General features: G+C 38.1%; 11 protein-coding genes. 1 reads left to right on the forward strand and 10 read right to left on the reverse strand.

What is annotated here, in order from left to right; all coding sequences use genetic code 11:
• The 3 genes from ACNQGN_RS11520 to ACNQGN_RS11530 form a co-directional block, all read right to left on the reverse strand.
• On the reverse strand, window positions 1-523 hold a 523-nt coding region (locus tag ACNQGN_RS11520; protein WP_417987980.1), incomplete at its 3' end, for an IPT/TIG domain-containing protein.
• Window positions 524-952: 429 nt separating this feature from the next.
• On the reverse strand, window positions 953-6,688 hold the full coding sequence (locus ACNQGN_RS11525) for a LamG-like jellyroll fold domain-containing protein (RefSeq protein WP_417987981.1): 5,736 nt from the start codon (window positions 6,686-6,688) through the stop codon (window positions 953-955).
• 552 nt (window positions 6,689-7,240) lie between these two features.
• Entirely contained in the window at window positions 7,241-12,859 is a 5,619-nt protein-coding gene (locus ACNQGN_RS11530; RefSeq protein ID WP_417987982.1) for a GEVED domain-containing protein, read from the reverse strand.
• A gap of 493 nt (window positions 12,860-13,352) precedes the next feature.
• Between ACNQGN_RS11530 and ACNQGN_RS11535 the strand changes: the two genes are divergently transcribed.
• On the forward strand, window positions 13,353-14,015 hold the full coding sequence (locus ACNQGN_RS11535; protein ID WP_417987983.1) for a TonB-dependent receptor plug domain-containing protein: 663 nt from the start codon (window positions 13,353-13,355) through the stop codon (window positions 14,013-14,015).
• A 29-nt stretch (window positions 14,016-14,044) separates the two neighbouring features.
• Here ACNQGN_RS11535 and ACNQGN_RS11540 read toward each other — a convergent pair whose 3' ends face one another.
• The 7 genes from ACNQGN_RS11540 to ACNQGN_RS11570 form a co-directional block, all read right to left on the reverse strand.
• Window positions 14,045-14,605, reverse strand: a complete 561-nt coding sequence (locus ACNQGN_RS11540; protein WP_417987984.1) for a DUF6642 family protein — start codon at window positions 14,603-14,605, stop codon at window positions 14,045-14,047.
• Between the two features lie 52 nt (window positions 14,606-14,657).
• A complete protein-coding gene (locus ACNQGN_RS11545; RefSeq protein WP_417987985.1) occupies window positions 14,658-14,825 on the reverse strand; it encodes a hypothetical protein in 168 nt (55 codons plus the stop codon).
• 244 nt (window positions 14,826-15,069) lie between these two features.
• Complete coding sequence (locus tag ACNQGN_RS11550; protein WP_417987986.1) at window positions 15,070-17,280, reverse strand: T9SS type A sorting domain-containing protein; 2,211 nt, start codon at window positions 17,278-17,280, stop codon at window positions 15,070-15,072.
• A 186-nt stretch (window positions 17,281-17,466) separates the two neighbouring features.
• Window positions 17,467-19,545: a glycoside hydrolase domain-containing protein gene (locus tag ACNQGN_RS11555; protein WP_417987987.1), complete on the reverse strand. Its 2,079-nt coding sequence runs from the start codon at window positions 19,543-19,545 to the stop codon at window positions 17,467-17,469.
• 9 nt (window positions 19,546-19,554) lie between these two features.
• Entirely contained in the window at window positions 19,555-20,817 is a 1,263-nt protein-coding gene (locus ACNQGN_RS11560) for a YdcF family protein (protein ID WP_417987988.1), read from the reverse strand.
• 54 nt (window positions 20,818-20,871) lie between these two features.
• Entirely contained in the window at window positions 20,872-22,536 is a 1,665-nt protein-coding gene (locus tag ACNQGN_RS11565) for a RagB/SusD family nutrient uptake outer membrane protein (protein WP_417987989.1), read from the reverse strand.
• A 10-nt stretch (window positions 22,537-22,546) separates the two neighbouring features.
• Window positions 22,547-25,939 (reverse strand): SusC/RagA family TonB-linked outer membrane protein, encoded by a 3,393-nt coding sequence (locus tag ACNQGN_RS11570; RefSeq protein ID WP_417987990.1) that lies wholly within the window; start codon window positions 25,937-25,939, stop codon window positions 22,547-22,549.
• Window positions 25,940-25,982 lie beyond the last annotated feature (43 nt).

Genomic DNA, 25,982 nt, shown 5'->3' on the forward strand with positions numbered 1-25,982 from the left:
CAGCGAATGTTATGGATACGCTATCTGTTGAACCTGTGATTGTAGCACCTGTACCGGAATAGGCCCAAAAGTAGCTAGTTGCATTTGCAATAGCACCAACGGAATAGGCTACAGAAGCCTGAGCCTGGCATACTGTGGAGGTGCCTGTTATAGTACCGGCAGCAGCGGGCAATGGATCGACCGTAAAAGTATCTATGCTGGTGCCGGTAACTGAACCTACAACTGAAATAGTTCCTGTTGTAGCGGTTGGAGGCACTATTGCATTAATTTCTGTATCACTAATGATAGTATAAGAAGCTGCGATACCATTAAAATTTACAGCAATTGCCCCTGTAAAATTAAACCCGGTTATGACTACAGATGCACCGGAATTGATACAGGCATTACTTGGTGTAAAGCTTGATATTGTCTGGGAAAAACTGGTACTGCTAATCAAAAAAGTAATCAAAAACAGGTAAAATATTTTTGATGTTTTTAAAACTGAAGATAAATTTATATAGAATTTAAAGTAATTTTTTTTCATGATCTCTACACTTTTAAATCAAACGATTAATATTTTTATAAAGAATACATAGAATAATCTACGATGTTCCTAGAAGCAAAATAATGTTAATTGTAGTGGTATTATTTTCAATGAAAAATGTAATCAGCCTATCGTCTTTTTTTTTATTATCGTCTTTTTAGAGTTTAATTTAAAAAAAAACAACAAGGATGATTGTAATCGGAGTACCCAAAAATAGCAGTACCTACTTCAAAATTAGCAATTTAAATTGGGTTTTTGTTAATAAGTATCTTTTTTTCGATGAAAGGATTTTATCTACCGATAAACTACTCGTTTTGTAATAAGTAAGTTTATATGTACGTTGTTTCTTAGGTTATAATCGATTTTTGACATAAAAAAAACCGCCATTTCTGACGGTTTTCTCTTTTTTTAAGTTTGCTTTTTGTGGAGTTAAGGGATAATTATTTTTTTGCTGATATCCCCATTTGTAGTCTGGATTTTTGCTATGTATACTCCTGAACTTATTTTTTTAATAGGCAATTGAATATTTTGTTGCTCTTGGTTTTCAATTTTCCAAGTGCTTATTGACTGACCGCTTATATTGAAAATAGTAACTTTTTGAACGGTTGCATCCAATGAGTTATTGTTGATCACAAGCATATTTCCATTCTGTAAATGGCTAATTTTAATAACATTTTCAGTGATGGTATTTTCCTCAGTAGCTAACGTTTTGGAAGTAAAGTGTAGTGAAAAACGATGGTTGTCTTCACCTTCTGGCACAACTACTTCAAATGTTTCATTGCGAATATCATGATAGATCCCAGTCAAATCATCGTAAATGTAAATTGCCTGTCCTGAGTCGAAATTCTCTAATTCATCAATCATGAATTTTACTTTTCCTTCGGCATCTGTTTTTACGCCAATAGGGTAGGAAGCAGCCACATCAAAAAAACCTTCTCCTGCTATTACCAGTTGATTTTCTCCATTTAACAGATACATGTCATTTGGAAAGTCATCAATATTGTAGCCATCATAACCATAATCCATTTCACTGGTTGCTTTTTCATTCATGAATCCCAACAGCACTTGTCTGTGGTAGTCATTATGAGAATTGAATCCCAGACGAATCCTTTTATAAGTATCCTTTACTACAGGGTCATTATCGTTATTATTGTAATTAGTATCGCTAACAGTTTTACTTTTTCCTGACTTGAATTTATACATAACATTAGAATTCAAAGCATCATCTTCTTTATGAAATCCTCTTTGGCTGTTCTTAAAAATTACTGGACCTGTACTTCCAATTTTTCCAATCACAAAAAAACCTTGCCCTACTGGAATAAATCGGTTCGGTATCCCTCTCGAAGGCGTTCCTGCCTGACTGATGAAATCAACACCGGCAGCTGTAGGGGCTAATCCTCCGGTTAAATTTCTTGCTGCATATCCTCCCTGATAATCGCGTAAAACATGGGTATTGTTAGTGGCATAGTGTTCCCAGAAGTACAAGGTGCCATCTATGGACGGGCTTGTGAATGCATCGATAGAAGTTAAATTGTCTGTAATAAAAGTATCAGCATCCAATGCAGATGGATACGGGTTACCTGTCAACAATAATTGATCATCACCTACAGTATTAGATGTTATTGTTCCGTTATTTGGTTTTCCGACAAAAGTATAGTTTTGAGTTCCTGATGCTGCACCACTTCCTTTCAATGTAAACCCTTGTCCGACACGCAATGGATCGGTTTCTAATATTTGGACCCAATTAGCATAATCATTTTCATAATCATCAAATTTATAAAGCCAATAACGAGCTAAACTAACAGGAGTTGTGGCAGCGCCATCGTAGCCACCTATCCAGTTAATATTTTGAGGAGTTGTTGTAGTGCCGTCTTTCAAAATACCATTGACAGTATAATTCGTATTATTGGCTAAAACGTTAATAGGACTTACCGGACTACTCCAGTAGTTATAATTGTATAAGCTGGATTGGCCTTGCTGGTCTCTTTCAATAGAACCGGAGCTGGTTTCATCTAAATCGCTCTCTGTAGTTTGAACTAACTGTGACATTCCTACTAAATCTATTTTTCCATCTAGTTTTAAGTACCAATCATTTTGTATTTTGGTGTCATTATTCATTACAATATTTTTTCCGGAATCTACCAGCATTCCTAAATCAATATTATTAGCCGTTTCGGTAATATCATGCTGTACTTTTACAATAGACCAGTCCTGATCCATAATGTCAGCCCCTCTGATTTCTTTTGTAAGACTGTTCACGGCAGCAGCAAAACTTCCGTTACGTTCCGTTAAAAAAGGCATGGGCGCCTGTTGTACATAAATATTTTTATGGTTGTATATTTTTGTTCCTGTAAGATCAATAGCTGCAGTTGTCAAATCATCAATGATGTCATTCTTGTAGTTATCCATTCTGTAATAGCGAAGCAGATTAGCAAAAGGTAAAGAAGCAGGAGACGTGGCAACATTTTTAGGAACAATTGCACCTCTAATTTGTGAACCAGTATCTTGGATTTCCTGATACACCATCCTTTGTAAGTGCGATTCGGTTAAAGCCATATTAAACACTCGTACTTCATCAATTTTTCCTTTGAAATATTTTGTATTTGTGCCTGGGTCTTTGCCTAAAGTTAGTAATGTTGCATCAGCCGATATACTTCCGGTTTTAGCTTGGGTTGCCACCAAAGCACCATTTAAGTATAATTTTATATTGGCTCCGTCATAAATTGCTGCAACATTATACCATTGTGCTACATTTAATGCTGTATCATAGGTTACAGTTGTTCCATTGACAACCGCTTCTAATTTCTTTGCGGCAGTAATTCGGATGAGAAAATTATTTTGGCCTACAATAACACCTTCAGTCGAGAATGCAGAATTTAAATCGACCCAAGCCATGAGGGAAGCACCTGTTAAACCACCAAGAAGTGCTGTGCTTTGACCATAATCGTTTCTGCCATCAAAATCTAGAAATAGTTTAGTATGTAAGTCCCGTGGAGAGCCCCATTGAGCCGTATTGGTATCAAAAGTATCCAGAATTCCATCTTTATCAATGTCAGTCGTGCCATCAATAATACCGTCGTTAGTGGTATCTAAAGTTTTATAGTCATAAATTAATATCGTATTTGCAATATCAAGCGCAGTGCCGTTCGATATCACATCGAGATAATCGGGGATTCCATCACCGTCCGTGTCTTTTAAGTAGGTAGTAGCAGGATTTACAGTTGCAGTGCCCTGTCCTAAATTCCCATATTGTGTAGTAAATGTCACTCCAGTGCCATAGTCATAGATGTCTAATATTCCGTCTCCATAACCTTCAGTTATTCCGTCTCCATTAATATCCTTACTTCTAAATGCTTCTGATTCCGGTCCATCTCCAGTACCATCTCCATTGATATCACCATCTCCATTTTGATATCCGGCAACGGCATTTGTATTTCCTGCACCAGACTCGTCCACATCAAAAAGACTGTCGTTGTCGCTATCTAAATCTATATAATTCGGAATGCCATCACCATCAGAGTCTAATGCTGGCAATGCAGCTACTGATTCACCACTGTCGTGAAGTCCATTTCCATTTGTATCGACCCAACTCACATCAATTTTTCCTTTGGCATTACTCAAATTTCCTAAGCCTGCTTCGATAACATCTTCTATACCATCATTATCTGCATCCAAATCAAACATATCTGCAACTCCATCATTATCTAAATCACATAGAGTTTGTGAAATTAGAATGTCATCCAGTGCAAGGTCATTACCGCCACCACCGGGAGCGTTATTTTTAAAACGAATCGTAAATGCATTTACATTTCCTAAATTGACGCTAGTGGTGAATTGTTTCCAAACTCCTTGAGCGCAAGTGTTATCTGTGGTGCTTCCGGAACATCTGCCAATATCACCCGTGTTGTAAGTCGTAAGAAGATTGTTTGATAAATCATAAAATTCTACTGTTACATTGGGTAAAATGGAATTAGGGAAAGTAGATGCTGCCATAATGTTTAATACCCAGAAACTATAGGTTATGGGTAGGTTTGACAAGACTCCGGTAATAGTTGTTTCATAAAATGTGCCGGGAGTAAAACTGGCATTAAAAACAGCCATCCTTCCATCAGTATCTCCTATTGTATGATCTTGCCCATTGTACCAGGCTAGATCGCCATGAATATTGTCGGGATCAGAACTTAGTGTCCCCGTTATTTTAGAGACTACCGTGTATTCACCATCATCAAGTATTTTTGTTGATTGTGAAGGACATTCTGTCGTATTACTTCCTACAATTCCGTCTTCATAACAATAGGTTGTTGTAGCATTGTAGGCAGCTGTAAAACTTGAAGTTCGTCCTGTTCCTGTGCCAAAGCTTTCATTTAAGAATTTGTAATCTACTTTATGACCATTTGAGCTGTTGCAGTTTGCCTCCTCAGTGGCATCTAAGATGCCGTCGTTATCATCATCAATGTCAAAATTGTCATAAACACCATCTCCGTCGCTATCAAAAAAGGTTTGGATTCCAGTTCCTTGGATGGAAAAATCATAAGGGTTCTCATTACTGTCATTGTTTACAATTGAAATAGCAGCGGTTTTTACACCTAAAGAACTAGGATCAAAGCTAATAGAAAATATAGAACTACCCCCTGCAACAATTGAAGCACTCGGACTTGTTGTAACGGTGAAGTCACTTGCATTAGTTCCAGAAATAGTAATAGCTCCAATGGTTAAGGTTGCATTCCCCGTATTTTGAATGGTATATGTTTTTGTAATGATTCCCGTACTGGTTTCCATTGATCCAAAACTTGTCCAATCTGTGCCGCTTGGAGTTGCATCTCCATCAACAATTGAAGTAGCATTTCCTCGAATATTTATTTCTTGTGGTGTTATCACGGTTGCTACCACCGCGGTTCTTGATAAAGAGGTGCACGAACCATTATTTGTTTCTACGTAATAAGTTGTTGTTGTTGCTATACTTGGCGTAGTAAAACTGGTTCCTGTTCCTAAAGCAGTTCCGTCGACACTAGCGGTAAACCAAGAAATGGTTCCTGCAGATGCCGTTGCTCCCAATGTTACTGTCCCTGTCCCTACTGTAGACCCGGGTGTAGTCCCGGTAATTGTAGGAATAGCTGTTACGGTTACACTTGCCGTATTATTTGTGCTAATTGTTGAATTGCAATAGTTTGGAGACGATCCTCCACTAGCAAGATTAGTGATTGTTATCGTAGTTGAGCCCGAATTTGGCAATGCACTTGTGGTGAAACTTCCTGAACCCGCTGTTGCAACCGTCATGCTTGCTGTATTTCCTGTTGCTGTATTTCCTCCTGATAAGCTATAAGTAACAGTATAGGTTCCAATAGGTAATCCTGCTGCCGATGAAGTAACGGCTACATTTGTACCACTGTTTGCGCATATTGGAGCCGAAATGGATGTGGTACTCAAGTTGTATGCAGTAGGGCAGGTCCAGGTGACAATAACCTGACCTCGAAATCCGTTTCCACCTTTCCGATCCGTGTTTCCAACATTTCGACCACCACTTCCGCCACCACTTAGGGCAACGGCAGAAGTTCCATCTGATCCATTACTTGTTGTCCCAGAAGCTCCATTACCTCCTTCTATTGTACCTCCAGATCCTGCAGTGCTACCACTTGCATTTCCACCATTTCCAGTGCTCCCTGCACCGCCGCCGCCGCCGCCGCTCGCACCTGCTATAGCACTTGCTCCAGCTCCACCATTTCTTGTTATTCCAGTAGTTACGGCGCCACCGGCACCTAAAGAGTTATTACCAAGATTACCGCCAGAACCTCCGATAGCTGTTACTGTAGCGCCAAAACTTGAAGTTCCTCCAGTTGTCCCATTTACCCTAAGCGCCCCAATACCTCCAGCTCCAACGGTGATCGTTATGGCAGCACCAGAAGTAACAGTTACGCTAGTAGTTTTGGTATATGATCCCCCGGCTCCACCTCCTCCGGCTTGTGTTTTTCCACCGTTTCCAATAACTCCGCCTCCGCCTCCGCCTCCGCCCCAAGCTTCCACTTGTACGCTTGTTACTCCAGGTGGGACTGTAAAAGTTCCAGAAGCAGTAAAGGTTTGCGTTGTCTGTGACTGTCCAAAAAATGCAATAAGAAGAAAACAGAACGTGAGAATTAATTTTATGTTTTTTAAAGTAATTTTCTTCATAATTTTCTCCTGTTTAAATAATTATTGGGATATGTTTTTGATTCTAAATGAATTCAGAATTAAAAAATCATTCTTATTGAGGAATTAAAGTTATGTATTTTCTTTTATTTAATAGATTAAAAGCTTTTAAAATCGACTAAGTACAGTTATGATAAAATTTTGTACGTAAAATAGTATAAATATATTTTATTTTTTAAGAGGAATAATGAGATTATAGTGCAGTTTTTTCTTAATAAATAGAAATTAGGATACGGATTAAGTTGTAAGTTTTTTATCGGTTTTAGTTGCCTAATGATACGGAAAGAAATCATTGAAAAAGACTATTTTTTGCAGATTTGTAAAACGAACTTTTGTGGCTTAGACAGCAAAAAAAATAGCCTGTCAAACTAGTTTTTTTCTTCACGTTTTTCTTCACGTTTTTCTTCTTTTTTTCTTCTTTTTTTCTTCTTTTTTTATTGTTTTTAATACATCGGATTGTTTCCCATTTGGGAAGGAACATTCCATAAAAAAACCATCCGGGAGGGATGGCTTTTAGATTTATTTATTTCTTATTTAGTATATTATTTTTTTTGAAATAATGGAGTCATCTTCCAGTGTGATATTTATAATTAAACCTGAAGTTGTTTTGTTTAGATGATGCAAAGTAAATTGTACCGCATTTACCTTTTTATACTGATCTATTTTTCTGCCTGACAAATCATACACCACAATGCTTTTAATACTTCGACCAGACGATTTAACTGTCACATTTTGATTGACAATTACAGTTACGGCATTGGATAGTTCAAATGTAGCCGTTGCTAAATTAACGCTATTCATTTGTATTTTATCGGTATATCGCAGTACAAAACGATCATCAAAATCACCTATTTCTGTAGTGAAAACATAGGGTTTGGCTTTTAAATCATGAATGAGATTTAGTTCTTTATCTTCTAAATAGATGTTTTGAGCACTAAAGAGACCGTCAACATGATCTAAACGTATGGACAGTTCACCTGCTACGGCTGAATTATAACCTAATATAACTTGATCGTTTTCATCAAATGGCAATGGCCGGCCCTGAATCGTTAATTGCGTATGTGGAATAATAGAGTAGAAGGTAACGTCATTTCCTCCTAATGTTTCTCCATCATAACTCCTGTCCAAATCTTGTGTTGCCCCTGCCAGATAACCTACTAATGTCTGGCTAAAGGCACCAGAATTGTTCACTAAGTTCAACCATATTCTGTGCTTTTTTTCGGTCTTTGGAGTAGTGAATTTGAAGAAGTCACTATTTTTTCCTGCAACACGCATGCTGTTATTGAAAGTTACAGCAGCTGTTCCGGATGTCATACCATTCGCAGCTTTTACAAAAAAGGATTGACCGGTGGCTATAAAACCTGTAGGTGCGGAACCTCCTGTTGATGCGGGTCCGGTGGCAGTTCCTCCGGTAGTGTTGTAAACCGCATAATCATTGTCGGTGTAATTAAAAACATAGTCTCCATAAAATGGATCGGGTGTTGCGGAATTGGGTTGGGAGTTATGGGTCCAAATATAGATTGTTCCGTCTATAACCGGTACATTGGCTGCAAGATTTAAGAATTTGGCGGCATCCAGTCCCGAAGGGTACGGATTTCCAATAAGATTCCATTCATCATTTTCTGCATCCACGTCTACCACTCCTGCTAAAGTTCCTTTTTTTATTGGTGCTGCTAAATCTCCATTATTTGGTGTTCCAATAAAAATTGCAGTGTAGGGAACCTTACTGGAAGTATAAGAATTGGGAGCTCTGATGATATAACCCTTAAGCGGATCCATAACGGTAGTAGCAGTCTCATATTGCCAGTCTCCGCCACCATTAGCCACTGTTGGTATCCAGGAATACATATAGGAGGTATTCGGAGATAAAGTGCCTAAAGTAAAATTGGATGCAGCGGTGACCGGTGAATTCCAGTAGGTATAATCAAGTTGCGATACTGGTGGGGTGGTTCTTTCAATAGTTACTATTCCAGTATTAGCGACACTGTTGATTTGCACCAGACTGGCTTTATCTCTTACATTGAAAATCCCGCCTGTATTTACATTTACAAAATCGGTTACGGTTAGAGTACCGGTTGTAAGCATTTCAAGAGTACCGGTTGATTTGACCGTCAGGTTTTTTGCGTACGCAAGGTAATTACTGCCTGGAATCACTGATGTACCTGGAATAATCACACAATTAGCTGCTGTAGGAACTCCCGATGGACTCCAGTTGCTGGCATAGTCCCAGTCGCTTGTTACTCCTTTCCAAATTTTAGAGGTGTTTGTTACTGTTATGTCTTTGGAGGCTGAACAGCCATTCGCTAATACCGGGTTGGCAGTAAAGGTGTACGTTCCGGTTTCTAATTGTGCTAAAGTTGGTTTTACATAAACAGTTGCTATTGGCGTTCCTGTTGTGTATGAAACGGTACAGGCAGCATCGGAGAAGGCCTGTACAGGAGTGGAACTGGTCCAGTTGAAAGAGGTATTGTAGGGCTTGAATCCAAATAATTTAAAATCATCAATAGCAACGCCGTCACACCATTCTCCATAATAGCGGATGCGGACTCTTAGATTAGGCACGTTGATATACGCATTCAAATTAAAGATTTTGGTGTCGAAGCGAGTTCCATAACCGACATCGGCTGTATAGCGGGTGAGCTCCGTCCACGTACTTCCATTATTAGTTGAAACCTCTACGGTAGCATAGTCCTGCGTTAAATTATTTCCATCGATATAATAACGGGAATAGTACATTTTGAAACTTAGTGTCAAATCCAGGAAATTAGTCGAATTGACCGTTGAAGACTGCAAAGCGTTTTGAATAGTATAGGAACCTGTATCAGAAGTAGCCATAACAAATTTGTTGGTGCCGAAACCGGAAGAGATTGCTGGAAACCAAACCTGTTCAGCCGGTACAAACGGACTGGTTCTACTTTGCCAGGCTGTTTTGCTGTTCACTTCAGTATGGCTTGTAATAGTGTTGTTCGTAAATACACCCAAACCGCTTTCAAAATTTTCATTGATAAGGTACACCTGTTGGGTGTCTCCAGATGCTGATAAGGCGATGATGGTCTCTTCTCCGCAAACTGTAGGGTTGTTGGGTGTAAAAGTCAAAGTCGGGACTGGACTTATTTTTGCTGTTACTGCTGTTCTTTCTAGTGATTCACAAATACCATTGTATGCTGTTACGTAATAAATGGTAGTAGAGGATAGCGAAGGTGTTGTCCAGCTTCCAGTACTGGTTTCAGTATAGGTACCTCCTGTTTCGCTAGTGTACCAACGGTATTTTGTTGTGTCCGCAGCGCCCTTAGCTACCAAATTTACAGCTCCGTTTCCGCAGGTTTCACCATCATTAACACTGGTAATTAGGGAGGAGCAACTGGCAATAACCGTAAAAAGATAATCTTCGGTTTCGCCAGGATAATTTATAGTCAGACAAGAAGTGAATGTTGGGGTTGAATTCGAATCAAAAGGGGCCTTAGTATCTCTACTGTTAATTCGTACACGAACTCTGTAGTCACCAACCGCTGCATTGGCCGGTATGATAAAACCAAAGGTGGTAGAGTAGGTTGATATTCCTCCCGTGTCATATACCATTTCCCCAGAATCTTCAAAATCACCATCCCTGTTCCAGTCTACCCATGCTTTCATAAAAGAGGTATTTAGTGCCTGGACAAACATATTGATACCTTCACCTTGTGCCTGTTTGGCCTTATTGGCAAAAGCACTGAAATCCTGATAGCCTACTGGGCTTGATGAATAGGCAGAATTATTAGAGGTGTCATTTAAAGTCCCAATAAAACTGACAGTACTGATGTATCCATTATCTTGATAGCCCGAAGTTATCGAGGGCTTGCAGTAGTTGCTTGCAACAATCGTTGCTGCATTTCCGTTTAAGGGGACTGTCGTTTTGTATAATGGGCCTCCGATACATTGTGTACTGTACGGGAATACGAAAACATAGTAGGTGGTTGTAGCCAAAAGGCCAAGGGCTGTAAAAGTACTATTACTGTCATTATCTACAACGACATTGGATCCTCCCAAAGCAGTTGAACCAATGGTGTAATTTGTACCGTTGGATGGGACAGGTATTGTCCCTGAGGTGTTGATTACAACCAGATAATTATCTGCAGCCGGACTTGCTAATGTGAATGAGCCTGCAATTGCGTTACCAGTCGGAGTTAAGCTCAGGGCTGTTGCGGATGCAGTAGGAACCGCGCAAGCTGGTGCGTTTAAAATCGTAACGGTATAGTCCTCTGTTTCTCCGTAAGTACCACTCATGGTACAACTTGAAGCGGCATTAATTGTTGCGCTATACGCGTATCGGACCCGCATTCTGGTTGTTCCTGTATTTGCTCCTGTTGGAATAGGTATTGCTACTGCTGTAGTTGTATTGGCTGCAATACTATTACTGATTAAGAAAAATTCTCCGCTATCACTAAAGTCACCATTTTGATTAAAATCGATCCAAACTCCCGCAGCATGAGTTCCGGTACCACTACCAACACTTAGATTTAAGGTGTAGGTCGTACCTTTTGTTACTGAAGTTGTTTGTGTTCCTGTAGCTGCATAATTGGTATAGCCTCCAGTTCCACAGTTTGTTGGATTGTTTAAAGTGTTGAAGATTATTTTACTGATATAGTCATTCGAGCTACAGTTTAAATTGCCAACAGGCGTGCAATACGTTGGAGCAAGGGTTGTAGCACTTCCAGATAAAGGTAAGGTTGTTCTGTATATCGGACCTCCTGAACAGGAGGAAGTATTATAAGGAAAAACATAAATGTAGTACAGGGTTGATGCCAAAAGTCCAGAAATCGCAAAGGCATTATTGCTATCGGTATCGGCAACAACATTAGATCCTGCTAATGCAGTTGAGCCTACTGCATACGTTGTTCCGTTTACAGGACTTGGTGGTGTACTTGAAGTACTAAACACCACTAAATAGTTATCTGCAACTGGACTGGGAAGAGCAAAAGTACCAGTTATTGCAGTACTTGCCGGGACTAAAGTCAGTGTTGAGGCTGATGCTGTTGGGGCAACACATGCCACACTACTTATAATGTTTACGATGTAATCCTCCGTTTCCCCGTAAGAACTGGAAGAATTGCCACAAGCCTGTGAGGTGTTCAGCGCAGAATCATCACCACCACGTACCCGCATTCGGGTGTTTCCTAATGTGGAACCAGCGGGTATGGGGATGTTTACAGTGACAGTTCCATTTGAACCGGCATTAGCAGAAATAGCTCCTTCGGATGTCTGGAAAACACCGTCTTGATTGAAATCAATCCAAACACCCACATATTGTGCTGAATCAGAGCCTAATGTTACGGCTACTGAAGCCGTCGCGGATTGGGTAAGATTGGGCACAGTAGCGCTATTATAAAAAGTATAATAGGGCGTGGCAGCTGTTCCGGTCGTATTTGTTAAGGTTCCTAAAGTTACATTTGTAATTTGATCCGTTGTACCTGGTCCTGATGTATAAGTAGGGGTACAGTACGATATGGGAAGGGTAGTGTTCTCAATAATACTTATATCATCGATGTAAAGAGCAGAGGTACTTCCATTTTGTGCTCCTGACACAACCTGAAATCCAACATATTTATTTTCAGTGGCCGTTGCTTGAAAGCTTACTGAAAACTGAACATAACTTGACGTTGTGACATTGGCGGAAACAGGATTTAAAAGGAGATCATTTCCTGTTGCATTATTCATATCGGTATTCGTGTTACCAGCTGATTTTTTAATTTTCAAAGTGGATACATCTCCATAGGCTTTGGCCCAAATGGATACGGTATAATACCTGCCGGAAACAAAAGAAATTTGACCAGAAGTAACTATGGATCCTGTAAAACTAAGGTTTTTACCTGTCGCTATCATTTCACCAGACTTTGATCCTGTTCTTGAAGCGCCCGTATAGGGTTGGGTAATACTAACGTTTGTCCCGGTACTTGCTGTTAAAGAAGCATCGCCTGTTTCAAAACCAGAGGTGAAAAGTGTGGTTTGTGCCGCTAAGGGCGCACCTAAGAAAAACAGTAGCAGTAAACCTAAAAAAGCGACTAAAGAACTGCTTTTGTTTTGTTTTTCTTTTGGGGTAGCAAAGGAAGAAAGAGGATGGGGGGGGATTGTGGATTTTAACGGATCGGTATTCTTGGAGAAGTAATTTTTAATCATAAATTCCTACTAAATATAATTTTATCGGGGTAAAATTACTGTAATATTCAAAAAATACAACATTTTGAGGCTAAAATGTTATATTTTTTTATTTTCGATCTGGTGTTGTATTAATTTCATTGATGATTGTAGCTTATTTATGAAAATTAAGAGATTTTTAACTTTATCTTTTTTAGCGATATCAGCTGTAAAGAAATCCCGTTTATTAGAGCGATTCTGTATCAAAGAAAAGGCAACAATCCTAATGGATTCCCTTTAAAAGCTTTTGGTAGTATGATAAAGAACGGCGATAGAGAGCGGCACTGGTTTAAATAAGGGTTGTAAAAAAGAACTGGGCTATTGACTAAAGATTCAACTTTTAAAATCTTAAAGCTCTAGTATTTATTGTGTTACTATTTTTTTTCTGCTAAATTAAATTTCATTCGGTTTCATAATAAAAAATTTTGAGCCTTACTTTTTCATATATTTATTGAAATTTATAAATTACGGCATTATGAAAATTTCTAAAGTACTATTGTTTGTTTTGTTATTGTCTGTTGGTTTTGGCTATGCGCAAAATAAGCTTAGCGGAAAGGTTGTGAATAGTAAAAGTAAACCCGTAGCAAATGCCAGAATATATTTGGATTCCATTTATTCCAATGTATCGACAAACAGCAAAGGCGAATTTGAACTTTTGCTTCCTGAAAAAGTCAGTACGATTAATGTTTATTCTCCTCAATATGGTTTGTTATCTTCTAAATTTAATAGTGAAGATATTATGAATTTTATGTTTTTAGAAGTCGAAAAATCCACGAAAAAAGGAGATAAGGTTGCACTTAAATATTCTAAAGAAAATCAAAAATATCAGGTTATTAATTCAGAAAGTATAGGAGTAGAAAAGGATAAAAATACTGCCATATACAACACTATATATGATCTCATAAGAGGCCGTTTAGCAGGAGTTTCAGTTTCAAGAGATAACAAGATAACCATTAGAGGGCTGAGTTCTATTCGTAATATCTCAGATCCGTTATTTGTTGTTGATGGAATGATTGTTTCAAGTATCGATTATTTATCCCCTAATAATGTAAAAAACATACGTGTTTTAAAAGGAGCTGATGCTGCTATTTATGGAGCTCAGGGGTCTAATGGAGCTATTGTAATAACTACTAAATAGCTACCGAAAGCAGTGTGGTCGATTCGAGGTTAATAATACAATCTAAAATCGAGTAGTTTGCAAAGGGCATAGTGCTTTTTATATAATTCTTCTACTATTTCAACGACATTGTCTTGTTCTTCAAATAAACTAAAGAACGCTTTGTCCAGCGGAATGCTGGTCAACTTATTGAATGCTGCTCCATAACCGGAAACAGCGCGTGCCCCTGTAATGTCTAAAAAATATTGTGCTTCTTCTTCGCTTAAGTCTAATACCTTTGCATTGGCGAAATGTAAAATTTTCCCGGTCATTTTCCCTTCAAAGAGCTCAGCTATTTCTTCTAAACTGTAGTAATAGTCATTAAGGCAAATGTTGTTTCCTTCCCCTTGCATTACTAAGTAGATTATTTCATAATCCTTAAAATTATGGTCCTCATACAATAATGCGTTTAAACTTTCTTCTAATCCTTCAATTGTATCGCAGGTTTTATATATACTCGTAATCCCTTGTTCAAAGGCTAATCGTTCCAAGCTTTTGACCACCTCAGTAGGAGTGTCAGTTTCTACATCCGGAACTGCTTCGAGGCAGAAAATAAATTTATCAGAATCCATAACATTTAGTTTATGTGGTTAGTACAAACAAAGACACTTTACTCCGCCCTCGCTACCCAGTTGTGGCATCTAATTTATAGCAGCGGTGCCAATCCTTTTGAAAAAGCAGCATTTTGCTTTTCATTTCATAATTGATTCCTCCGCAAAGTGATGGCAACTTCTCTTCTGTAAATTCTAGGTTCTGAATGTTTTTTCGTAAAAGTACTAAAATAAGAGACATAAAAAAAGCGGTTTAGTCTATGTTAAGGCGCTTGTTCAGCGAAAATCATTGGATGGTTTTGATTTTTGATTTTTCTCGACTCCAAGGCGTTTTTAAATTAATGTAAGCTTAAGTGTGCTTATCGTAGGTCTTGATATTATCTTTTTATTGAAAAGTGGCCCGTTTTATTCGCAACTAGAATGAGGCAATTTTCAACCGTTTTAGGAGTGGATTTGACTCTAATCCCCCCTGTGAGGATCAGGGATCATCCTTTTATCATGCGAAATGTATTGGTTTTTCCAGATTGATTTAAAATGATATTATAAATTCCTATCGGATAGTTTTTGCCAAATTCATAATGCGAGATTTCAATTGGAGTTCCTTCTTTCTTTTCAATCAATTTGCCCAAGTTATCATATATTAATATTCTTGCTGTTTCCTGAGTTTCGACATTAATTTCAACGCCGAAAGTATCTTTAAACGGGTTAGGAAAAGCCATCAGACTAAATCGAATGGCGTTGCTATCGTCAATTCCTAAAGTTGTCAAAATAACCACAACCGCGGTTCTTTCGCTTTCGCAGGTATTTACAGTCTGCGAGACATAATAGAGTCCTTCTATTAAAATTGTGTTTGAGGCTAATTCTGCTGTTGCATTTTCAGTTAAATACCATTTCAGGTTATTTCCTTGAGCTCTTAAACTATCAACTGTATCCCCGATTCCTAATGTTTGTCCCGCAGCTATTGGAGCTGCCGGAGTTGGATTTACAGGAATAGTCATGGTAAACGTAGTAGCACATTGGTTTGTTGGTGTAAAAGTGTACTCGGTGGTGGTTATATTGTTTAATGCTGGTGACCACGTTCCTGAAATGCCATTGTTGGATGTTGTAGGTAAAGGCGACAAAATTGCTCCCGAACAAATCGCATCAACTGCAGTAAATTCTGGTGTTATGATTGGATTTACTTCAATGGTCATGGTAGTTATACTGGCAGATTGTCCTGCTGTGGGCGTAAAGATATAATTGGTCGTACTGGTATTGTTTAGTGCTGGTGACCATGTTCCTGTAATTCCATTGGTGGATGTTGTAGGTAAAGGCAATAAACGTTCACCGGCACAAATCTCGGGTACCGTTGCAAAGATTGGAGTAGTGGTAGGAGAATAAACAAACAACCCTTTGTTTGTGTCGTTTTGGCCATAAAAACAGATGGTGTCGCCTTCAAAAAATAGAGCAGTAAAAGATAGATAAGTGAAGTGATCCAGTAAGCAAACAGTTCCTTCTGAAGTTCCGTCAGTGGTATATAATGAATAAGCCAAAGGCCCGGTATTTACAGTATAAAAAAGTTTGTTATTGTTTATAAAACCATTTTTGTTAATTGCAAAAGAACTTTCAGTACCGGGTGTAATATCCTTTACTAATTGTTTGTCATTCATTGTTCCATCGTATTTCCAAATTTCATATCCGTATTCAGGAGTGTTGAGTTGGAAATAGGCCTCGTTCTTAAAATATAAAACATCGCCAAGAGAACCCGCTAATCCATACCCGATAAATAATGGATAATTGGTTGCCTGAGGAGTAGTTACTCCATCGGAAATAAAAACTTTGCCTTCGTTTGTCAGGTAAACGGTATTGTTAAAAACCATTAAATCATTAACTGCAGTGTCGTAGATTTGCTTGGTATTAAAAGTAAAAGAAGTATTGAGCGATTGTGTGGTTAGATTTACAGAAAAATATTTTAAGGTGTAATCTGTATCTTTCATGAGAAAAACGATATTGTCATTTACTCTTGCGATTTCATCTCTATTTTGATAAATATCAGAACCTGTTACAACATTTCTTCCAACAATTTCTGTTATTGATTTAGTTGCGGGAATATACTTATAAATACCATAGTAGACACCTGTAGTGGTATATTGGCTTCTAAAATACAATACTCCATTATCATAATATGTTGCACCAAGTCTGTAAAATTTTCTATTATTTGGAGAAAATATTTGAGTGGTTGCATTTGTATTTAAATCAACAATATAAAGCCCGGAGTAATTATAGTTTTCATAAATGATGTAATGATCAAATAGGGCATAATCCTCGGCATCATTTGAAATAACGGTTAGTTTATTTGTTGTAGTATTTATTTTTGCAAGCCGGATTCCAATATTAAAAAAGATGTTGCCATTTAGTTTTTTTGCATCAGATGCACCATTTGCGGGTAAATAAACATCGTCTGGATAAATATATTGACTCCCGTTGGAAATATCAACTCTAACAATACATCCTTTTCTTGTTATTGGGTTTGTTGATACTACTTTGTATGTTGAACAATAAATATAGGATTGATCTTTAAAGAATGGTAGCAAAGTACGGTCATCAGCAGTAACATTTGTACCATGTCCTACCGGTCCGGAAATAAAGTTTAATTCTTGCGCGGTTAAATTTGTACAAGTGATAAACAGAATGATAGAGAGTAGAAAATGTTTCATGGTAAATTTTAGGCTAAAAATAGTGTAATTAATTTTTATTGCAAAAAAAATCGTACAAATGCATTTGTTTTTTAGCCCTGGATGTATAAATGATAATCAAACGGCAATGTTTAAAATAACAAAGCTCCAGATTTCTCTGAAGCTTTAGTAGAGCAATTCGCTTTCTTGAAGCCAATTCCTTTTAAATCAATGCTCCGCTTTTGAAATCCATTGATTTTGGGTACCCCATTCTTTGTTGGGCTCAGCGGAAGTTTTTAGAAGTAAAGTTCCTCCCTTGGTAATTTCTTCGTGTGTTAGCCAATTTCTATCCAGAGGCGCGCCATTTAAAGTGGCTGAAGTAATGTAAAAATGGTCTTTATCATAATTTTGTACTACAATATCAAATGGGTTTCCTTTTTCCCAATTAAGACGTACTGTTTTAAATATTGGTGCCGTCAGGTAATAAATCGGGCTTCCGATATTGGCAGGAGATAAACCAATACTTCGCATAACAAACCAGGATGACATCGTTCCCGAATCATCATCCATCGTTCGGATATAAGCCTGTGCCTCGTTTTTATAAATCCTGCCAATGTAGGAGTCAATTCCTTTACTGTTGTCGTTAAAATAACTCTGAACCACTGTGTCTAACATAATGTTTCGAAACAGTTTTTGTGATTTCCAAGGCTGAGATGTGGCATTATACATTCCAGGTACTTGTAAATCAGGTTGATTGGCATGATTGTAATTGTCTTCTGCAAAGAATTGATCTAATTGACTCAAAAAAGTAGTTTCTCCACCTGCCAGTATCTTTAAGCCTGCTATATCAAAAGGAACAAACCAACGGTATTGCCAAATGGTTCCCTGGTACAAACCCCGTGCTGGCATTTTATCAATATCCTTCCGGGACAAATCAGCAAAGTCCTTCTTCCAATGGGATTTATAGGCTAATGCCTTATCCATATAATTTTTGCTTAATATAGTATCTTTAGTGATCTTAAGAATTTCTGATAGTGCCCAACTATCATAAGAAGACTCCAAAGCTTTGTCCGGAGCGCTATAGTCTAACCGGTCTGCTTCAGCAATTAAAGAATCCTTGATGGCAGTGAAATTAACAGGATACCCTTTTTTATACGCATCCAATAAAACAACTATGGCATGTTCTGTGCGGACAGTAGGAGAGGGCTCGTGCATCGTAGCCCAATTGTTTTTTCCATAAGGATATAAATTCGCAATAGATTGTACAATAGGACTAAAGCGTTCCGGATATCCCAAAGACAGCATTGGTAATTGCTCGCGATAATTATCCCATATCGCCCAGCCATTATAAATCGGATGCGTGGCTGTCTGTACCGATCCATCAATCGCCTTATACGTCCCGTCGGTTTCCGATATTAAAAAGGGTGCTTGTAAACCGCGGTACAATAGCGAATAAAATAGATCTTCCCGATCTTTTTCACCTACTACTTTTATTCTGTTCAAAAGGTGATTCCATTCAGCTGTAGTCTGTGCACCAATTGCATCAGCGCTAATCGATTCTATTTTTGCTTTGGCGTAAGGGATACTTACAGATGAAAACCCTATTCGAACTTCCATTTTTCCAGTATGCTGCAATGCTGAAATGATATATTGATGCTCCGCAGCCTTTTTTGCAGAACCAAAGTTGGAGAATTCAAGGGCATAATAGATGCGATATACCCCTTTGTCACAAGTAGTTTTGGTATCGATCCATCCACTTATTGTATTGCCTGCGATATGGTGTTCTTCCGCGACAAAACGATCTACGAATGCATGTGACAAATCAATGAACAGTCCACCGTCTTTTGATGGAAAAGTATATTGATGAATGCCAAAGTTATGTTTTATCCGCAGCTGGGCCTGAATGCCATTTTCAAATGTTACGCCATAAAAACCAGGTTCAGCCGATTCTTCTTTTTTTACTAAAGGAGTTTTACTATTTCCTGCCAATATGGGTTTGATTAATAAATTGCCGCCGCTCCCTAAACACCCTACGCCTTCAATTCTCGTATGTGTAAATCCGCTAAAGTCCTTAGCCAAATGTTCGTATCCCGAATGAATATGCGGGTAGGTTTGCGGACCAATGCTCATCATGTTGAATGGAGAGGAAGCGGAAGGAGACATTTGTCCATGATCACCGGAAGTACCCAAAAAAACATTTACTTTTTTTACAAGCGGTAGGCTTTCTTTAGTATCGGCCGTTTTATTCCTTAAAGGTTGACAAGCTACTGCTAATAAAGTAAGAAGAGCAACGATTGTTTTTTTCATAGTCTAAAATTAAGGATCTAAAGGATCGATTGGATTTTGATGAAGCGATGCTATAGCAGGAATGAACTCTATAGTAGTCGAATTTACTCTTTTTAAAATTATTGCCGGCGAATATCCTAATTCTTCTATACAACGAGCTTCAAATTTTTTGTCTTCTACATAACTACTGTGTCTGCTGTTGGTAACAACTAAACTTTTCTTATGCATTGGAATTTGGTAAGCAGCCATCAATCGGCTGGCATTGCGCAAATTGGTAGTAGTATGTCTGGCATACGGATCAATAAGAATATGCTCTTCGGGTATATCATAAACCTGCATTAATTCTTTTTTCATTTCGATTGCCTCGCAATAGGGAGTTCTGAACGGATGGGCATGCCCTCCTGAAACAATAATTAATGGTGCCTTTTTTGCCTTATATTCTGCTACACCGAGGGCTAAATTCAATTTTCCCAGTGCAGATAACCGGTCCTGATAATTCTCGGGTCCATTCCCTAATATTAAAATAGTTGCATAGTCAAAAGTATTGAAATTTACGTTCTTTAAATTTGCAATGGCTTTCTTATTTTCATTTTTATCCAATGGTTCGTACCGCGCCACTTCATCCCGATGATTCAGGTACAGTAGGGATAACGAAAAATCTAAACTGGCCTGAAAAAACAAGCTGTTTTCTTTTGTTTTTTTATGCGCTAAAAAAGCATTCCACTGGTAAAGCGCACCTTTATAATAGTCCGATTTTACAGCATAGGATACAGAATCAATTGCAGCATATTGTGGGGCCTCACCAAGTCCATAGATATTTATAATACGGTTCATTCCTGAAGCACAGACTTGCCACGCTTTTACAAATAGGGCGGCATCCGTACTTTTTTTAAAAGACTCATACGCACCCGATGGGCGTAAATTATTTTTTATGAAATCCTGTAAAACTTTTTTTTCTTTCACCAAGACCTGCAGTTCATCAGCAATAGTTTTAAGATCAGCTTCCTTAAACTGATAGGTATTTAGAAAACACTTCGGATCGTCTTTGCAAGTGTCTGATTGCGTTGCGATCGCTACTTCCTGTTGCTGGTAAATTGCTTTTAAAACACTGCTGCTTTCTAAGATTTCGCTAACCGCTTTGTCGTTCTGAATTGCGGTCAGTAAATAAAAATTTTTATCCTGGACCAGGGAAGGGGAAGCTGAAGCTTTAAAACTCAAATCAAATCCTTTTCCCGTTTGGCTGAAGCCTGAAATAAATCCAAGCAGTACGATAATACAAACTATTTTTTTCATCTTTTAGGAATTAAATAGGGCAACCGTTTTTGGATTGCCCTATTAATTTAATTTTTAATACCCGTTGTTTTGAGTTACCGTACCGGACGGCAATGCATCAATATAGCGTTGTGGGATTGGAAAGTACTCGTTTTTCCCTTTGACGAATATCGCGTTAGTCAAATGAGTTCTTCGCGTTTTTTCTACTGTCAGATACGTATTTAAAACCGTATCGGATTCACCCCAGCGTACTAAATTAAAGAATCGGTGGCCTTCCATAGCAAGTTCTAAACGCGTTTCTAAACGAACTGCTTTTCGGGCTTCTGCCGGAACAGTCCAAACTGAATTATAAGTACTTATGCTGTAATTAGCTGCATTTGCTGTTCCGTCTAAGGTTTTTACATAGGCTGAATTAGCTGCACGTTGTCTAATTTGATTTACCAAAGTTCTGGCTTCTTCCAGTTTACCAATTTCTACGGCCGCTTCCGCTCTCCATAATACAACCTCTGCATATCGCATTATATAATAATTTAAAGCACTTACGTATGGCCAAACTGTTACATGGTAAGGAGATTTTGCAGAAACGATGCGTTTTTTAGGGGAAAACGAACCATAAGTTGCCAGATCCCTTGCCCAGGTATCCTGGTACAAAATCCCTAGATCCTTATACGGTATTCCCGGACGACCAACTGTGATATCCAAACGAGGATCTACATTGTCTGAGACCATAATGTTTGCATTGTTTTCCAATGGCAATCCATTGGCATCCGTTTTAAATGCATTTACTAAATTTTGTGACGGACGGTGAAAACCATACTGGGAATAAAATGGCCCTCCTGGAGCTGACAATCGATCTCCTATACTTCCGTTGTAATTACTGGGCTGACCGTCTTTTACAGAATGTTGTACAGCAAAAATAATTTCCTTGGAATTGTCATTTTCTGGCAAAAATACTTGCTGAAAATCTGCTAACAGACCATAGCTGCTATTGACCACTTCAGTGGTTGCGTCATAGGCTAATTGCCACTTGTTTTGAAATACATAGCATTTTGCCAAATAGGCTTTAGCGGCTATCTTTGTTGGTCGTCCTAACTCTGCCTGTGTAGCCGGTAAATCAGCATAAGCTTGTTTAAAATCAGCTTCAATTTTTGTCCATAATTCTTCTGAACTAAAAGTTGTGTTTGATTTCGCATAGTCAGCAACTGTCGCTGCAGTTTCATCGATATACGGAATTTGATTGTATATTTTTTTTAGCTCGAAATAAAAATGACCTCTCAGAAATTTTAATTCTGCCATTCGTTTTACTTTTAAGGTTGGATCAAAAGCTGCAGAAGCATTCAATAAGCGCATTGCTTCATTGCTTCGTTTTACACCTTCATAAAGCGCCATCCACTTGCGCTCTACATCAATAGTGGTTGAATTGGCTTTGTAAATTTCCATCTGATGGATATTATTCTGATCTCCGGTTCCTCCACCGCCTTTGTAAGAGTCATCTGAAGTTACATCGCCAAAACTCCAATTGGAATCCGGTGAATTTAGAGCGTTACTTGCTGCATCCATCTGACCGTTCAATATGCTGTAAGCGGATATAATTGACTTTTCTACATTTGCCGGTTGTGTCATTTCAGAAGGATTTACTTCCCCATAGGTAACTTCCTCCAGGAAATTATCGGAACACGAACTGATCTGTAAGCCTACAGCTAAAAGAAATACTATTTTTATTGTTTTTTTTATTTGCATCGTCTAAAATTTAAAAGTTTAAATTACAACCTACTGTGAATGTTCTTGAAGGAGGATAAATTCCCCTGTCGATACCTATATCAAGGTTTCTATTACTGGATGTATAGCTTTGAAGTCCAATCTGCGGTGTCATACCACTATATTTTGTGATGGTAAATACATTACTGGCCTGTGCATACATACGTAATTTGATTCCAGTTATGATCTCAGGACCAAAAGTATAACCCAGTTGTAAATTGTTTAATTTGAAATAAGAACCATCCTCAACGTAATAAGTAGAAGGACGAATGTTATTGTTCTTATCGTCTAAAGACAGTCTCGGAATAGTGGAATTCGGATTGTCTACTGTCCAGGCACCTAATAAAGTGGCCTCTTTATTGTAAGCCGACTGGTTGAAGAAACCTGTTTTGTACTTGGTCAAATTGTAGATGTCATTTCCAAAACTTCCATTGAAAAACAGTCCCAAATCCAAGTTTTTATATTTTAAGTTGACATTAAAACCAAGCATTACATCCGGATGTGGAGAACCTATAAACGTTCTGTCACTAGTATTTATCGCACCATCACCATTAACATCTTTAAACCTGATGTCACCTGCCTGTGCATTGGGTTGCATGGCGTAATTTGTAACTTCTTCCTGACTTCTGAACAAGCCATCAGCAACATAACCATAAAATGATCCTACTGGCTGACCTACTGCACTTCTTGATATTTCCTGATCAAAGTTTACACTGTGCAACGAAGAACTGGGGATTCCTAAATAAGCCACATTAGTTAATGCCGTCAACTCATTTTTATAACCCGTCAAATTCAATGAAAGATCATAACTAAAGTCCCGAACCTTATCCCCGAAATTTAAATCCAATTCAAAACCATGATTTTTCATCTGTCCGTCATTTATCCATTGTCCATCATTAGTCCCTCCATAGGTTAATGGGATCACATTGTAAACAAGAATATCATCAGTGGTTTTAGTGTAATATTCGGCTGTAATATTTAATTTGTTACTGAAAAAACCTAAATCAAAACCAATCGTTTTTTGTGTAGTTGTTTCCCATGCTAAATCTGCGTTAGAAACACGCGTTTGCGTCAAACCGGTTGAAACTGCATTTTGACCTCCTCCAATAGCATAATCGGAATAGTTATTATTGTTTGAATAACTGTCTACTGTAGAATAGGAAGGCAATTGCTGGTTTCCTGTTTGTCCCCAACTGGCACGCAATAAAAAAGAACTGAAACCCTTCCCGAAATCAAAGAAAGTTTCCTTGTCTATTCTCCATCCTGCTGAAACAGCCGGGAAAGTACCCCAGTTATTATTTGCTAATCTTGAAGTTCCATCACGCCTTACGGTAGCACTAAGTAAGTATTTTTGATTGAAATTATAATTTACTCTGCCAAAATAAGAGTTCAGTGCCCATTCATCAGCCGTTCCGCTGTTTAGTTGATTTTCGGCCCCATAGCTTAAATATCTAAAATTTGGATCTTCATAAAGGAAACTTTGGCGAGACGCCCCAAAACCTTCATAATAATATTTGATTGCTTCCTGACCCAATAGTATGTCAAGATTATGTGCACCAAATTTCTTTATATAATTTAAGGTATTGGATAGCGTCAGCTGGTAATTAAAACTGTTATTGGTAGTTAAAGAGTTTTTAACATTCTGAGTTAGGATTTCGTTATAAACAGGGGAGAAGCCTCTGTAATTGTAATTTTGAAAGTCGAGACCTAAAGAGGTTTTGAAAGTGAAGTCACTGACTTTTACACTCGCAAATACATTCCCTAAAGCTTGGATCCTTTTTTGTTTATTGTCTTTTGCACGGGTTAAATTACCCAAAGGATTCGAAATGTCATTGATAGGATTTCCTGCAAAATTCCCATTCACATCATATACCGGAACAATGGAAGGAAATTGCAAAGCATCATAAACGATACTTCCCAAAGAAATATTTGTGCCTGTTGCAACCTGCTCTGTGTAAGAAGCTGTGAAGTTTTCTCCAATGGTCAAGAAGTCATTGACCGTATAATTAGAATTGAATCGTGCGGAATAACGCTCAAATCCCGTATGTTTTATAATTCCTTCCTGATTGAAATAGCCCAGTGAAAAAGCATGTTGCCCATTCTTGTCTCCTTTGGACAGTGACAGGTTGTACGAATGAACCGCAGCTGGCTGCATGATTTCATCTATCCATTTTGTATCTCCGCTAGGGATGGTTTGTGCTGTATTGAGATAGGCTGGGACGGTAGCCATAGCAGGATTAGTACCATAAATTGCACTAGAAGGGACTTTACCATCGTTTTTGGTAGCTTGCCATAGCAAATCGCCATACTGCTGTGCATTTAGCATCGTTGGTAAATTAAAAGCGGATTGAATACCGGAATAGCCGTCAAACACAATCTTATTCTTCCCGGTTTTATCTCCTTTTTTAGTGGTAATCACAACAACTCCGTTGGCAGCTCTCGAGCCATAAATGGAAGCAGAAGCCGCATCTTTTAATACTTGAAGCGTTTCAATATCCGACGGATTGATTCCATTTAATCCATTGGAAGCCGGTACACCATCCACAATCACCAGTGGGTCATTATTGTTAATAGTGCTAAATCCGCGTACTCTTATAGATGTTCCTCCTCCCGGGCTATTGTCACTCATGATTTGAACACCAGGCAAACGACCTTCCAGCATTTCCACAACATTTGATTTTGGCTGGGATTTTATCTGTTCCATTTTCACGGAAGAAATGGAAGCTGTGATGTTTCTTTTTTTCTCCGTGCCATAACCAACAACTACTATTTCTTCCAATTGTGAAGCTCCTTCCAATAGGACAACACTAATTTGATTTTTGTTTTCTATGTTTACTGTTTTTGTTTCGAAGCCCATATAGCTAAAAGACAAAACGGTTGCATCTACAGGAACATTTAAAGCAAACTTCCCATTGAGATCTGTCAATGTTTCTATTTTCGTTCCTGCTATAAATACAGAAGCTCCGGGAATAGGAGAATTGGCCTGATCTAAAACGGTACCTGTAATTTTTCTGGTCTCCTGAGCGTATTTTTGTTTTGTGCTGGTAAGTTCTTTTACCAAAATTCCATTTTTAGTAACCTTAAAATCAAGATTGGTCTTCGTTTTCAGAACCTCCAAAACGTGCTCTAAATCTTGATTGTTGATGGCTATGGTTATTTTGTTTTCAAGAAATTTTTGATCCGACATATAAATAAACCTGTTATTTATTTGCTGTTCAATAAGATTGAAAATTTTCTTTATTGAAACATTTTTTAGATTTAAATTAATTTCTCCCTTTTCAGGGAAATTTTCAGAAACTTCAAGTGTTTTTGGAGTGTTGGAATAACTAGTTCCAACACCTAACTGAAGTAACAAGGATAACGTTACTATAATTTTTTTTCTCATTTTATCTATTATTGTTTATTTTAATTTTAATGTTCAAACTAAT

It is taken from the genome of Flavobacterium rhamnosi, assembly GCF_048286515.1.
In the GTDB taxonomy this organism is placed as follows: Bacteria; Bacteroidota; Bacteroidia; order Flavobacteriales; family Flavobacteriaceae; genus Flavobacterium.

Bases quoted from the DNA above. Each gene is read 5' to 3' on its own strand.
- ACNQGN_RS11525 (WP_417987981.1), bottom strand. From the start codon at position 6,688: ATGAAGAAAATTACTTTAAAAAACATAAAATTAATTCTCACGTTCTGT.
- ACNQGN_RS11530 (WP_417987982.1), bottom strand. From the start codon at position 12,859: ATGATTAAAAATTACTTCTCCAAGAATACCGATCCGTTAAAATCCACA.
- ACNQGN_RS11535 (WP_417987983.1), top strand. From the start codon at position 13,353: ATGAAAATTTCTAAAGTACTATTGTTTGTTTTGTTATTGTCTGTTGGT.
- ACNQGN_RS11540 (WP_417987984.1), bottom strand. From the start codon at position 14,605: ATGGATTCTGATAAATTTATTTTCTGCCTCGAAGCAGTTCCGGATGTA.
- ACNQGN_RS11545 (WP_417987985.1), bottom strand. From the start codon at position 14,825: ATGTCTCTTATTTTAGTACTTTTACGAAAAAACATTCAGAACCTAGAA.
- ACNQGN_RS11550 (WP_417987986.1), bottom strand. From the start codon at position 17,280: ATGAAACATTTTCTACTCTCTATCATTCTGTTTATCACTTGTACAAAT.
- ACNQGN_RS11555 (WP_417987987.1), bottom strand. From the start codon at position 19,545: ATGAAAAAAACAATCGTTGCTCTTCTTACTTTATTAGCAGTAGCTTGT.
- ACNQGN_RS11560 (WP_417987988.1), bottom strand. From the start codon at position 20,817: ATGAAAAAAATAGTTTGTATTATCGTACTGCTTGGATTTATTTCAGGC.
- ACNQGN_RS11565 (WP_417987989.1), bottom strand. From the start codon at position 22,536: ATGCAAATAAAAAAAACAATAAAAATAGTATTTCTTTTAGCTGTAGGC.
- ACNQGN_RS11570 (WP_417987990.1), bottom strand. From the start codon at position 25,939: ATGAGAAAAAAAATTATAGTAACGTTATCCTTGTTACTTCAGTTAGGT.